The following is a 13,648-nucleotide window of genomic DNA, read 5'->3' on the forward strand; positions in this document are numbered from 1 at the left end:
ACCCTGATGGGCAAATTCCGCGACGGCATGCCGGTCACCGGCGAGGCCGTGACGCTGATCCTCACCACCATCGACCGCATCAAGGACATCCTGGGACAGCTCGAGGCCAACGAGGCCGAGCCCGAGGGCGAGGACCGCGACCTCATCAGCGAGCTCGAAGCCATGGTCGAGCGCGGCATGGCGGCCATGGCCGCCGGCGAGGCCGCGCCACCGCTCGCGCCCGCGGCGCCCGAACCGCCGCCCAAGCCCGCGGTGACGCAGGGCTCCTTGATCGACCAGACGCTGGAGCGTCCGCTGCGTCCGGGCGAAGTGTCGCTCGACGAGCTGGAGCGCGCCTTCCGCGAGACCGCGATCGAGATGCCGCCCGCGCATGAGAAGGCGCCTGAGCCCAAACCCGCTGCCCCGGCGCCGGTCGCCAAGGCCGGGCCTGCCAAGGCGGAAGCAGAGGCCAAGGCCGAGCCGAAGAAGGCGGCGCGGCCGAAGGCCAATGCCGACGGCGAGGTGCACGAGAACGACAAGGTCGCCAACCAGTCGATCCGCGTCAACGTCGACACGCTCGAACATCTAATGACGATGGTCTCCGAGCTGGTGCTGACGCGCAACCAGCTGCTCGAGATCGCCCGCCGCAACGAGGACACCGAGTTCAAGGTGCCGCTGCAGCGGCTGTCCAACGTCACCGCCGAGCTGCAGGAGGGCGTCATGAAGACGCGCATGCAGCCGATCGGCAATGCCTGGCAGAAGCTGCCGCGCATCGTCCGCGACCTCGCGACCGAACTCGGCAAGCAGATCGAGCTCGAGATGCACGGCGCCGACACCGAGCTCGACCGCCAGGTGCTCGACCTGATCAAGGACCCGCTCACCCACATGGTGCGCAACTCCGCCGATCACGGCCTGGAGACGATGGCCGAGCGCGCCGCGGCCGGCAAGGCCGAGCAGGGCACGATCCGGCTCTCCGCCTATCATGAAGGCGGCCATATCATCATCTGCATCGCCGACAACGGCCGCGGCCTCAACACCGAGCGCATCAAGGCCAAGGCCCTGGCGAACGGCCTCGTCACCGAGGCCGAGCTCGAGAAGATGACCGAAGCGCAGATCCACAAGTTTATCTTCGAGCCGGGCTTCTCGACCGCGGCCGCCGTCACCTCGGTCTCGGGCCGCGGCGTCGGCATGGACGTGGTGCGCACCAACATCGACCAGATCGGCGGCACCATCGACATCAAGTCGGTGGTCGGCGAGGGCACCTCGGTCACCATCAAGATCCCGCTGACGCTCGCGATCGTCTCGGCGCTGATCGTCGAAGCCGGCGGCGACCGCTTCGCGATCCCGCAGCTGTCGGTCGTCGAGCTGGTGCGCGCGCGTGCCAACTCCGAGCACCGCATCGAGCGCATCAAGGACACCGCGGTCTTGCGCTTGCGCAACAAGCTCTTGCCGCTGATGCATCTGAAGAAGCTCCTGAAGATCGACGACGGCTCGTCGACCGATCCGGAGAACGGCTTCATCGTGGTGACGCAGGTCGGCAACCAGACCTTCGGCATCGTGGTGGACTGCGTGTTCCACACCGAGGAAATCGTGGTCAAGCCGATGTCGACCAAGCTGCGTCACATCGACATGTTCTCGGGCAACACCATCCTGGGCGACGGCGCCGTGATCATGATCATCGATCCGAACGGCATTGCGAAGGCGCTCGGCGCCGCCGGCTCGGCCTCGCAGGCGGTGTCGGACGAGCACGCCGCGCATCACGCCATCGGCGGCGAGCAGCTCACCTCGCTCCTGGTGTTCCGCGCCGGCACGGCGCAGCCCAAGGCGGTGCCGCTGGCGCTGGTCACGCGGCTCGAGGAGATCGCAGCCGACAAGATCGAGATCTCCAACGGCCGCTACATGGTGCAGTATCGCGACCAGCTGATGCCCCTGGTGCAGATGGAAGGCGTGTCGGTGCAGACGTCGGGCTCGCAGCCGATCCTGGTGTTCGCCGACGAGACCCGCGCGATGGGCCTCGTGGTCGACGAGATCATCGACATCGTCGAGGAGCGGCTCAACATCCAGGTCTCCGGCGCCAAGGACGGCATCCTCGGCTCGGCGGTGATCAAGGGCCAGGCGACCGAGGTGATCGACGTCGGCCACTTCCTGCCGATGGCGTTCGCCGACTGGTTCATCCGCAAGGAGATGGCCACCGAGTCGCAGACGCAGTCGGTGCTGCTGGTCGACGACTCGCCGTTCTTCCGCAACATGCTGGCGCCGGTGTTGAAGTCGGCCGGCTACAAGGTGCGCACCGCGGCCTCGGCGCTCGAGGGCCTGGCCACGCTGCGCTCCGGGCACAGCTTCGACATCGTCGTCACCGACATCGAGATGCCGGAGATGAACGGCTTCGAGTTCACCGAGGCGATCCGCGCCGACCAGAACCTGAACCAGATGCCGGTCATCGCGGTGTCGTCGCTGGTGTCGCCGGCGGCGATCGAGCGCGGCCGCCAGGCGGGTCTCTACGACTACATCGCCAAGTTCGACCGGCCCGGCCTGATCGCGGCGCTGAAGGAACAGATCGAGGAACGGGCCCGCGCCGAAGCCAACCGGCGGGCCGCGTGACAGCAAGCGGACAGGAGTAGCGTGCGATGAGCAGCAAGATCGAAACCACCGAGGGCGCCGCCGTCGAATACGTCACCGCGATGATCGGCGGCCAGCTGTTCGGCCTGCCGATCTCCCGGGTCCAGGACGTGTTCATGCCGGAGCGGGTGACGCGGGTGCCGCTGTCATCGGCGGAGATCGCAGGCGTCCTGAACCTGCGCGGCCGCATCGTGACCGTCGTCGACATGCGGGCGCGGCTCGGCCTTGCCCGCGCCGAGGACGGCAAGCCGCCGATGGCGGTCGGCGTCGATCTGCGCGGCGAGTCCTATGGTCTCCTGATCGACCAGATCGGCGAGGTGCTGCGGCTGCCCGAGGAGGGCCGGGAGGAGAACCCCGTCAACCTCGACCCGCGCATGGCGAAATTCGCCGGCGGCGTGCACCGCCTCGACGGCCAGCTGATGGTCATTCTCGACGTCGATCGCGTGCTCGAACTCCTGCCGAAGGCAGCAATCGCCGCCTAGCCCGTCAACCGTCCCATAGGGGAGACAACAATGAAGAGCTGTCTGGTCGTGGATGACTCCAGCGTCGTGCGCAAGATCGCACGCCGTATCCTGGAGGAGCTGGGCTTTTCCGTCGTCGAGGCGGAGGATGGCGAGCGGGCGCTCGAGATCTGCACCAAGAGCCTGCCGGACGCCATTCTGCTCGACTGGAACATGCCCGTCATGGACGGTTATGATTTCCTCGGGCGCCTGCGCCGGCTGCCGGGCGGCGAAGGCCCGAAGGTGGTGTTCTGCACCACCGAGAATGACATCGATCACATCTCGCGCGCGCTCAACGCCGGCGCCAACGAATACATCATGAAGCCGTTCGACAAGGAAATCGTCGCCGCCAAATTCCAGGAAGTCGGTCTCATCCAGGCGCTGTCAGCCGAATCCGCCTGATCCCTTCGTCTGCCCAGAAGAGGCCGCCCGTGAACCAGCCCGATTATGAGTTCCTGCGCAAACTGCTTCGAGACAAATCGGGTCTCGATCTGTCTGCCGACAAGCAATATCTGATCGAGAGCCGCCTGCTTCCGCTCGCGCGCAAGGCCGGCCTGGCCAGCATCAGCGATCTCGTCCAGAAGCTGAAGGACGGGTCGAGCGCCTTGATCAGCCAGGTCGTCGAAGCGATGACGACCAACGAGACGTTCTTCTTCCGCGACAAGGTCCCGTTCGATCATTTTCGCGACGTGATCATGCCGGAGCTCCTCAAGGCGCGCGCCAACCGCAAGTCGATCCGGATCTGGTGCGCCGCTTGCTCGACCGGCCAGGAGCCGTATTCGCTGGCGATGTCGCTCAAGGAGATGGGATCTGCGCTCAGTGGATGGCGCATCGAGATCATCGCCACCGATCTCTCCCAGGAGGTGCTCGAGAAGTCCAAGGCGGGTCTCTACAGCCAGTTCGAGGTGCAGCGCGGGCTGCCGATCCAGCTTCTGGTCAAATATTTCAAGCAGGCGGGCGAACTCTGGCAGATCAATTCCGACGTGCGCGGCATGGTCCAGCATCGCCAGCTCAATCTGCTGCACGACTTCTCCCAGCTCGGCACGTTCGACGTCGTGTTCTGCCGCAACGTGCTGATCTATTTCGACCAGGACACCAAGATCAACATTTTCGGCCGGCTCGCCAAGTTGATGGAGCCGGACGGCTTCCTCGTTCTCGGCGCCGCGGAGACCGTCGTCGGCCTCACCGACGTGTTCAAGCCCCTTACGGACCGGCGTGGCCTGTATCGCCCGAGCGGGATCGTTTCCGCGGCGAAGGCGCCGGCTCCGGGAATGCCCAGGATCGCGGCCGCGGGCAACTAGATGTTTCGGCAGCCCAATAGAGCAGGACGCGAAGATGTCTGACGACAACAAAGGTACGGAGCGCGTCACCTTCAGCCGCGGCTACGATGTCTGCATCATGGGCATCGACGGGACCTGGCGCAGGGACTGCCAGCTCAACGCCATCTCGGACAACGACGCGGTGCTGACGGTCGAAGGATCGATCCAGGGATTGAACCTGAAGGAGTTCTTTCTGCTGCTGTCCTCGACGGGGCTCGCCTACCGCCGCTGCGAGCTGGTCCGGGTCAACGGCTCCGAGATGGACATCCAGTTCATCAAGGGAAAGAACAAGAAGAAACGTGGCAACGCCTCCGCCGGCCAGGAAGCGACCGTCAACTAGTTCGCCTTCCGGCGGCACGGCGCATTGCTCGCCCGCGGCTTGGGAAGCTTCCGCGCGCGGAGCGACGAAGAGACGCGCCAGCCCGGGTCCTGCGCAAGTCCTAAGACGGGTGGCGGTTTTTCGGAGAGCCGCTTTACGTCGCCGCAGGCTCGGACGTGTAAGACAATGACGTCGGTCAAATTTCCAGGGACGGCCAATGCCGGTCATGAGTTCGGAACTTGCATCCAGCCGGTCGGAGCGCGCCGATGATGGCGAGCGGCGCGCGCTGCAGCTCTTGGTCGTCGACGACGACGCCGCGCAGCGGACGCTGATCGCGCTGGCGGCCAAGCAGGCCGGCCACGCCGTGACGGTCGCGGCCACGTGCAGCGATGCGATCCGCGAGGTGCGCAACAAGCGCTTTGACTGCGTGACGCTCGATCTCATGCTCGAGGATGGCGACGGGACCGAGGTCCTCAAGGTCATCGCAGATACCCGCTTCGCCGGTTCCGTGATCGTGATCAGCGGCATGGACGCGGCCAAGCGAATTGAGGCCCGGCTGTTCGCGCGCTCGCTCGGAATCGACCTGCAGAGCCTGCCGAAGCCAGTCGATCTGGCGGCGCTGCGCATCTGCCTGGCCAATCTCGGCAAGACTGCGCTCGGCCTGCCCGTGGTTCACACCTGGGGCGGCGTCGCAGCCGAAAGTGTTGCCGCGAAGCATCGGTCCTGAGAGAGCCGCATCGGCGCAAGCCGCCGTCCGGAGTGCACAATCCTGTGCAACGTCCAAATCCCGCCGATCTCTGATCAAAACGAGGGCAAGGCCGGCTGACGCCTGTACGTCTTGTGTCAAATGCCGTGCAGATTTTCGTGGACAGAGAGCCGTGCACGCGTCTGGCGCCGAGCATGTCTGTTCGGCGTGGTGCACGTCGGCAACGCTGATGCGATCAGAGTTTGATGTCGATCATGATGCTATCGGCGTTGATGTGTTTTGCAGGGCAGCATGCTGCTCGAGACGACTGCCTTGAGATCGTGTCCAGATCGTGGTCTCGTGAAGGCGATCACCGATCTGCAGCTACTACTTGTGGGTTAGGATCATAAACCGTACAAATACGGGTGCCCAAAGCACCCGACGAGTATGGTATCATAAGACGCGCTTTCATTGTTTCTTCTCCTTTGCAAGAGCAATCGCCCATGGCCGAACAAACAACTTCCCGCGGTGAGATTTTTGTCGTCGATGACGACCCAGCCGTGCGCGACACCCTCTCGATGGTCTTGTCGGCAGGTGGGTATGAAGTGATCTGTTTTGCGGACGGCGCCGCGCTCCTGGCGGTGGCGCGGAGCAGGACACCGGCCTGCATCCTGCTCGATGTGCACATCCCCGGAAAGTCCGGTCTCGACATTCTCAGGGAATTGCACGGCGAGGACTATCCGGCTCCGATCTTCATGATCTCAGGCCAGGGCGACATCCCGATGGCCGTGAATGCGATCAAGAACGGGGCGCTCGACTTCATCGAGAAGCCGTTCCGCGGCAGTGAGATCGTGGCCCGTCTGAACGAGGCGATTGGCGCGTTCGCGCGGCGGCAGAAGGAGAATGCCTCGCCGAAGATCGGCTCGCTGCATTTCCCCGGCCGCGAGCCGCTGACGCGGCGCGAGCGCGAGGTCCTGGAACAGTTCACGGCGGGGGCCTCGAACAAGGAGGCGGGGCGCACGCTGGGCATCAGCCCGCGCACGATCGAGGATCACCGCGCCAACATCATGAAGAAGCTCGGCGCGCGCAACGCGGCCGATCTGATCCGCATCGTGATGACGGCGTCGCGCGCCAATTGAGCCGATGGCCGGGCCGCCCGCACGTGGCCGCGCTCTGGAGCAGCGGCAATCGCAGGCGCAGGCCGCGTCGGTCAGGCCGCATTGGTCAAGCCTCGCTTTTCAAGCCTCGGTCGCGGCGAGCGCCTTGCGGATCATCCTGGCCAGCTCGGATTTGCGGTACGGTTTCGGCAACAGAAGAATTCCTTCGTCGAGCCGGCCGTGATGCACCACGGCATTCTCGGTATAGCCGGAGGTGAACAGGACCCGCTGCGTGGGACGAAGCCGCTGGATCTCGGATGCGAGCTGGCGGCCGTTCATCGTCCCCGGCATGATGATGTCGGTGAAGAGTAGATCGAACCGCTCTCCGGCATTGGTGATCGCCAGCGCTTCGGCGGCATTGGCCGCCTCCAGCGTCGCGTAGCCCAGCGCATGGAGCTGGGCGAGAACGTAGCCGCGCACCAGCCGGTCGTCCTCCACCACCAGGATCGTCTCCTGGCCGCCCTGGATCGCCGGCGCGGCGCCCGATGGCTGCGTGATCGCTTCTTCGCTGCCCGGCGGCAGGTACATCCGGATCGTGGTGCCGTGGCCCTCTTCGCTGTAGATCCTGATGTGGCCGGCCGATTGCTTCACGAAGCCGTACACCATCGACAATCCGAGCCCCGTCCCCTTGCCCGGCCCCTTCGAGGTGAAGAACGGATTGAACACCTTGTCGATGATGGCGGCGGGAATGCCGCTGCCACTGTCGCTCACCGCGATCATCGCGTAGCGACCGGGCCGCACGTCGTCGTAGAGACTTGCGTAGTTCTCGTCGAGGTCGGCCCAGCCGGTCTCCAGGATGAGCTTGCCGCCATTCAGCATCGCGTCGCGGGCATTGAGCGCGAGGTTGATGACCGCCGTGGCGAGCTGGTTCGGATCGACATGCGCCACGCAGGTCTCGTCCTGGAAGACGGACTCGATCTCGATCTGCTCTCCGAGCGTCGGCCGCAGCAGCTTGGCCGTGTCGATCATCAGCGTGTTGACGTCGACCTCGCGCGGCTGCAGCGGCTGACGGCGCGCAAAGGCGAGCAGATGCTGGGTGAGATCGGCCCCGCGGGCGGCGGCCTCGTCGATCATCCTGGTGATCGCGGCGAGCTGCGGCTCCTTGGCCACGGCCGCGGCGAGAATCTCGATCGTGCCGGTGATCACGGTGAGGATGTTGTTGAAGTCGTGTGCGATGCCGCCGGTGAGCTGGCCGATCGCCTCCATCTTCTCGGACTGGCGGATCCGCTCCTCGGTCGCGATCTTGTCGGTGAGGTCGCGGAAGAAGCCGTTCAGCACGACACCGTTGCGGGTCTTCAGCGCGGTCACGCTGAGCTCGGCCTTGAACTCGCGGCCGTCACGCCGCTTCACCATGACCTCGCGTCGGCGGCCGCCCCCGAGCGCGCTCGCTTGTCCGGTCATCAGGATACGGCCGAGCGCGGCGCGCAGCTCCTCGCCGACATCCCCGACCGTGATGACGTCGAAGACGTCCTTGCCGATGATCTCGGCGCGCGACCAGCCGAAGATCTTCTCGGCCTGGGAGTTCCAGTTGAGAATGGCGCCGTTGTCGTCGACCTGGACGAAGGCATCGAGCGCGGTCTCGATGATGTTGCGGGCGAGCTGTTCGCTTTCCCGCAGCGTCTCCTGCGCCAGCCGGCTCTCGGTCATGTCGCGGCCGATGAAGAAGTGGCGCTGCACCGGCTCCGACCAGTTCGAGGTCCAGGACAGCGTCACCACGCGGCCGTCCTTGTGGACGTAGCGGCAGTCGGAGGTGCGAGCCCGAAGGCCGAGGCGCGAGGCGCGCAGCTCCTCGCGTGCTTTGAGCAGATCGTCCGAGTGGATGAAATCCGCGCCGCTGCGGCCGATCATCTCGGCTGGCGTATAGCCGAGAATCGTCTCCACGCTCGGTGAGACCTGAATCAGGATGCCATTGCGGTCGGTGATGAGGATCAGGTCCTGCGACGTCTCGAAGATGCGCCGCCGCTCCTCGGTCTGCTGGCGCAGCGCCAGCTCGGTCCGACGGCTCTCGGTGACGTCGCGTGCGATCTTGGAGGCGCCGATGATCTGGCCCGTCGGTGATTTGATCGGCGAGACGCTGAGCGAGACCTGGACCAGCTCACCGTCCTTGCGGATCCGCACCGTCTCGAAATGCTGGATCCGCTCGCCGCGCGCCACGCGCACGAGGAAGTCCTGGGCCTCGGGCATGCGCTCGGGCGGCACGAGGAAATCGGCAAGGCGGCCCACGGCCTCCTCGGCGGAGTAGCCCAGCATGGCCTCGGCTGCCGGATTCCAGGCGGTGATGGTGCCGTCCAGCGACAGCGTCACGATCGCGTCGTTCGACGATTCCACCGCGGCACTGTAGAGCCGTTCGCGGGCGGCGAAATGGTCGCGCGCCGCTTCGGTCAGGTAATGCTCCTGGACCTCGCGCTCGAGCTCGGCGGTCTTGGTGCGAACCTCGTCCAGCACGCGGGCGAAAGCGCGCGCCAGCACGCCCGTCTCGCCGACCGCCTCGAGCGGGATGTTCACCGTCTCGCCGCGCCCCACGCCCTCGACGGCCTGGGTGAGCTGGTTGATCGGCCGCGTCAGCGAGCGCGCGACCACGAAGGCGAGCGCGGCCGCGCACAGCATCGCGATCAGGCCGACCTCGATCGCCGTCTTGCGGATGGCGAGGGCGGGCGCCATGAAGGCGGTGTTCGGGATCGTCTCGATCACCGCCACCCATTCTTGTCCCGCGAGCAGCGCCGGCGCGAAGGCGACGCCGCCGGGACGATCGGCCTCGTCGTGCAGGATCTGCGCGAAACCCTCGGCGCTGCCGGTTGCGCCTGCGAGCGTCGGAAAATCGTCCTGCCATCGCGTCGATCGGCCGCGTTTCGAGGCGAATTCCCGGTCTGATTCGGGATGGAAGAGATAGTCGCCGCGGGCGTTCACGACATAGAGCTGTGCGCCCGGGCGGGCCGCCGTGCGCAGATGCGCGAACACCGGGCGCATGTCGAGATCGACCATCAGGATCGCGAACGGCTTGCCGTCCGCCCCGAACACCGGCGTGCCGACGCACAGCATCGGCACGCCGGTGTTGGGGTCCGTCGTGTTGCCGTCGAGAATGATCGGCGACAGCCGGATGCCGCCGGGCGGCAGGCTCAGCGTCTCCTTGATGTAGTTGCGCTCGCCGCGCGTGATCAGCTCGTTCTCCGGAACGATCCGCACCGTGTTGCCCGGCCCGAGCCGGTCGACCCGGATCAACTCGCGATAATCGTTCTCGATCCCGACCAGGCGGATCATCGCGTAGGTCTGCTTGGCCTGCAGCTCGGCGAAGTAGCGCGTTGCGACCCGCTCGCGCCACGACTGCGCCGGCAGCCCTTCGCGGGGATCGGGAGCCCCCGTCTTCAGTGTGCGTATCAATGTTGCCAGATTCGGCGAGGCGCGATAGCCGTTGATGTCGTTGCGGGCGCTGCCGACATAGTTTTCGAGCTCGGTCGCCATCAGGCGCGAATGCGACTCGATTCTATCGAGCGCGCGCGGCAACAGCGCCCGCTCGAGGCTGCGATAGCCGAGCCAGCCGACGGCGAACACCGCGATCGCGACCAGCAGGATCATCGCGATCGCCAGCCGCGTCGTCAGCGTGAGGCGCCCGCCGAACCGCGAAGCCTCGCTCGCGCGCTGCGCGCTGCTGAGCAGCAGCCCTTCGGTTCGGCCGTCAGGATTTCGGAACAGCATCTTGGCCTGGCCGGGGTCGAGTAGCCCGATCGCCTGCCGATGCCAGGCATTCGGAAACCATCGTCAGGAGGGCTGCCGGTTTGAACGGTTTGGGCAACGCGGAAACCGCTCCGAGCTTGGTGGCCATGGTAAGATAGTCGGGCTCAGACATCGAGGCCGGGGTGTGGGAACGTCCCGAGGTCATGATGATCGGAACACCCGGCGTGTGCCTGAGGATCATGCGCATCGCCTCCAGCCCGTCCATGCCCGGCATGAAGATGTCCAGGATCACCAGGTCAAAGCTCTCGCTCTTGAAGCGGACGAGCGCCTTCTGGCCGTCGCCGGCGATGCCGACGACGTGACCGGCCCGTTCGAGCACGCGCTGAATTGTCAGCTGCATGAGCGGATCGTCGTCCACGACCAGAATCTTCGCCACGCTCCGCATCTCCCGATTGGCTGGCAGCAAGACCAACGGTCAGTTGTAAGGTTTTGCCCAATTCGCGGCGCGCCGCAAGCGTTTCGCCGGACAAGTCACATGCAGGATGGGACGCGGGCAGACACCGCTGTTCCGGACGCGCCAATCGGGAGACAATCCGGGCGCCTTGCGTTGCGGGAGCGAGGCGTGTGCTCGAACGGCGTTCTTGCCTGCATTTGAGGCATTCGCGCCGTGGTTGTAAGGCTGGAACGCTTCACATTCGATTAATCTGGGTGATGGACGATTTGCCAGGGCTCCTGTTTTGCTCGTATCGGCGTGCCACTAGCCGCTGAGATAGTCCGGCCAGCGGCCCCGAATGGTCGCGAGGTCGCTCAGCGTGCCGGTCAGGTGCTCGCGCAGATGCGTCTGCGCGTCGTCCGGGCGGCCCGCGGCGATCGCGTCGACGATCTGCTTGTGGTGGCGCAGGATCGTCTGCGCCTTGCCGGGGGACGGCAGATGCAGCCGGCGCAGCCGGTCGATGTGACCGCTGCGGCTCCGCACCAGGGTCCACAGCTCGTGCTTGTCCGCGGCGGTGTAGAGCCGCTCGTGGAATGCGTTGTCGACCACCGTGAATGACGCGAAGTCGCCGTCCCTGGCGAAGCGCCGCTGCTGGGCGATCAGCGCGTTCAGCTCGTCGATCGGGGCCGTCGCAGGCCGCAGCGCGAGCAGGCGCACGATCTCGAGCTCCAGCGCCTGGCGCAGGAACTGCGCCTGCTGCGCCCGACCAACATCGATGCGGCTGACCAGGGTCGCGTGCTGCGGGAACACGTCGACGAGGCCTTCTTCGGCGAGGCGCATCAGCGCGTCGCGGATCGGCGTCGAGCTGAGGCCGAACTCGGCCTGCAGCGCCGGCCGCGACAATGGTGCTCCCGGTGGCAGCGCCAGGGCGATGATCTGGTCGCGCAACCGCTCGAAGACCTGCGGTGCCGCGCGCCGGCTCGGATCGAGCCGTTCGGGCGGTAGAACCGCAGCAGGCGTCGCAGGCAATGCCATGGGGTCGGACGTCCGGCTCGAATGTCGCAGGGGGAGAACAGCCCTTGTCAGAGATGCACTAATGCATTAGTGCATCTCCCCGCCGGCCGTCAAGAAGGAGCCGGCACGCGAGGAGGGATGTCCCATGTTCGAGAAGTTCGCGCGCTCGGCCGCACGAGCCGCCGGCCTGCTGGCCGCGCTGCTGGTCGCGCCGGCCTGGAATGACGCCGCGCAGGCCCAGCAGAAGACCGAAATCTCGCTGTCGCGCCAGCCCGGCATCTTCTACATGCCGAGCCACATCATCGAGAAGAACAAGCTGATCGAGAAGCATGCTGCCGCGCTCGGCGTGCCCGGCGTCACCACCAAATGGCTGACCTTCTCCGGCGGCGGCGCGCAGACCGATGCGCTGCTGTCGGGCAGCGTCGACATCCTCAACACCGGCACCGGCAATCTGCTGCTGCTGTGGGATCGCACCCGCGGTGGCGTGAAGGGCATCGTCGCGACCTCGGCGCAGCCGATGACCCTGATCAGCCGCGATCCCAACATCAAGTCGATCAAGGATTTTGGCCCCAGCGACAAGATCGCGGTGCCGACCGTGAAGGTCTCGACCCAAGCCATCGTGCTGCAGATCGCGGCCGCCGAGGCGTTCGGCGCCGATCAGTGGAACAAACTCGACGCCAACACCGTGCAGCTCGGTCACCCCGACGCCTATACGGCGCTGTCGAATCCGCAGCACGAGGTGCACAATCATTTCTCGATCCCGCCCTACACGTTCCTCGAATTGAAGAACGTGCCCGGTGCGCATGTCGTGCTGAATTCGGCCGACGTGATGGGCGGGCCGCTCAGCCAGGCGCAGTTCTTCACCACGACGAAGTTCGCCGACGCCAATCCGAAGATCATCCAGGCGGTGCGCGACGCCACCAAGGAAGCGCAGGACTTCATCCGTAGCGATACGAAAGCGGCGGTTGATATCTACAAGGAGATCACCGGCGACAAGACCTCGGTCGAGGACCTGCTTGCCTGGCTCAAGGAGCCCGGCATGATGGAATGGAATCTGGAGCCGCAGGGCACGATGAAGTTCGCCGCCCATCTCGCCAAGATCGGCACCATCAAGACCCAGCCCAAGGCCTGGACCGACTATTATCTGCCGGTCGCGCATGATCTGAAGGGCAACTGATGTCCGCGCTGCTCGACGTCGATGGCGTCACCCTCCGCTACAAGACCTCCAGCGCGGTGATCACCGCGACGGAGCGGGTCGGCTTCTCCGTCGACCGCTCCGACCGCTTCGTGCTGCTGGGGCCGTCGGGATGCGGCAAGTCGACCTTGCTGAAGGCGGTCGGCGGCTACATCAAGCCGAGCGAAGGCCGGATGCGCATCAACGGCCGCGAGATCACCGGGCCCGGCGCCGACCGCATGATGATCTTCCAGGAGTTCGACCAGCTGCTGCCCTGGAAGACCGTGCTCGCCAACGTCATGTTTCCACTGCTGACGGCGCGACGCATGCCGCGCAAGGAGGCCGAGAGCCGCGCCAGCGCCTACATCGAAAAGGTCGGGCTGACGCGCGTCGTCGATGCCTATCCGCACACGCTGTCGGGCGGCATGAAGCAGCGCGTCGCAATTGCCAGGGGCATGGCGATGGAGCCGGACATCCTGCTGATGGACGAGCCGTTCGCGGCGCTCGATGCGCTGACGCGGCGGACCTGCCAGGACGAGCTGCTGCAGCTCTGGAATGAGACCAAGTTCACGGTGCTGTTCGTGACGCATTCGATCGCGGAGGCGATCAAGATCGGCAACCGCATCCTGCTGCTGTCGCCGCATCCCGGCCGGGTCAAGGCCGAGGTCATCGACGTCGACAAGGTGTCGGCCGAGGACGGCAGCGCGGCGCGCCTGGAGAAGCAGATCCATGATCTCTTGTTCTCCGAACCCGCAACGACGCATTGAGGACGGCGCC

At 65.7% G+C, this 13,648-nt stretch carries 12 protein-coding genes; 9 read left to right on the forward strand and 3 right to left on the reverse strand.

The features are described 5' to 3' along the window. From ACQR1F_RS14655 to ACQR1F_RS14685, 7 genes are all read left to right on the forward strand, one after another. A partial coding sequence (locus ACQR1F_RS14655; RefSeq protein WP_434913348.1) for a hybrid sensor histidine kinase/response regulator occupies positions 1-2,580 on the forward strand: 2,580 nt, incomplete at its 5' end. A 26-nt stretch (positions 2,581-2,606) separates the two neighbouring features. Continuing rightward, on the forward strand, positions 2,607-3,080 hold the full coding sequence (locus ACQR1F_RS14660; RefSeq protein WP_315800634.1) for a chemotaxis protein CheW: 474 nt from the start codon (positions 2,607-2,609) through the stop codon (positions 3,078-3,080). A gap of 30 nt (positions 3,081-3,110) precedes the next feature. Next, positions 3,111-3,500, forward strand: coding sequence for a response regulator (locus ACQR1F_RS14665; protein WP_315716971.1), 390 nt, complete (start codon positions 3,111-3,113; stop codon positions 3,498-3,500). Between the two features lie 29 nt (positions 3,501-3,529). After that, positions 3,530-4,399 (forward strand): CheR family methyltransferase, encoded by an 870-nt coding sequence (locus ACQR1F_RS14670; protein ID WP_315800633.1) that lies wholly within the window; start codon positions 3,530-3,532, stop codon positions 4,397-4,399. A 34-nt stretch (positions 4,400-4,433) separates the two neighbouring features. After that, positions 4,434-4,757, forward strand: coding sequence for a PilZ domain-containing protein (locus tag ACQR1F_RS14675; RefSeq protein ID WP_315800632.1), 324 nt, complete (start codon positions 4,434-4,436; stop codon positions 4,755-4,757). A 196-nt stretch (positions 4,758-4,953) separates the two neighbouring features. Then, the gene (locus ACQR1F_RS14680) at positions 4,954-5,463 is read left to right on the forward strand and encodes a response regulator (protein ID WP_315800631.1); all 510 of its coding nucleotides are present in this window, start codon (positions 4,954-4,956) and stop codon (positions 5,461-5,463) included. A gap of 461 nt (positions 5,464-5,924) precedes the next feature. Continuing rightward, on the forward strand, positions 5,925-6,560 hold the full coding sequence (locus tag ACQR1F_RS14685; protein ID WP_315717165.1) for a response regulator transcription factor: 636 nt from the start codon (positions 5,925-5,927) through the stop codon (positions 6,558-6,560). Positions 6,561-6,659: 99 nt separating this feature from the next. On the opposite strand, the gene ACQR1F_RS14690 is transcribed toward ACQR1F_RS14685, so the two are convergent. The 3 genes from ACQR1F_RS14690 to ACQR1F_RS14700 all read right to left on the reverse strand — a co-directional run bounded on the left by ACQR1F_RS14690 (position 6,660) and on the right by ACQR1F_RS14700 (position 11,718). Then, positions 6,660-10,271 (reverse strand): PAS domain S-box protein, encoded by a 3,612-nt coding sequence (locus tag ACQR1F_RS14690; protein WP_434913349.1) that lies wholly within the window; start codon positions 10,269-10,271, stop codon positions 6,660-6,662. Then, positions 10,252-10,686 carry a response regulator gene (locus ACQR1F_RS14695; RefSeq protein WP_315800629.1) on the reverse strand — a complete coding sequence of 145 codons (435 nt, stop codon included), beginning with the start codon at positions 10,684-10,686 and terminating at the stop codon, positions 10,252-10,254. The genes ACQR1F_RS14690 and ACQR1F_RS14695 overlap by 20 nt, the downstream gene beginning before the upstream one ends. Positions 10,687-11,007: 321 nt before the next feature. Continuing rightward, positions 11,008-11,718: a GntR family transcriptional regulator gene (locus tag ACQR1F_RS14700; RefSeq protein WP_315800628.1), complete on the reverse strand. Its 711-nt coding sequence runs from the start codon at positions 11,716-11,718 to the stop codon at positions 11,008-11,010. 124 nt (positions 11,719-11,842) lie between these two features. On the opposite strand from ACQR1F_RS14700, the gene ACQR1F_RS14705 reads away from it, so the two are divergent. Beyond that, entirely contained in the window at positions 11,843-12,874 is a 1,032-nt protein-coding gene (locus ACQR1F_RS14705) for an ABC transporter substrate-binding protein (RefSeq protein WP_315800627.1), read from the forward strand. Next, on the forward strand, positions 12,874-13,638 hold the full coding sequence (locus tag ACQR1F_RS14710; RefSeq protein ID WP_434913350.1) for an ABC transporter ATP-binding protein: 765 nt from the start codon (positions 12,874-12,876) through the stop codon (positions 13,636-13,638). The genes ACQR1F_RS14705 and ACQR1F_RS14710 overlap by 1 nt, the downstream gene beginning before the upstream one ends. Positions 13,639-13,648 lie beyond the last annotated feature (10 nt).

The organism is Bradyrhizobium sp. HKCCYLS3013 (assembly GCF_051167615.1).
Classification (GTDB): domain Bacteria; phylum Pseudomonadota; class Alphaproteobacteria; order Rhizobiales; family Xanthobacteraceae; genus Bradyrhizobium.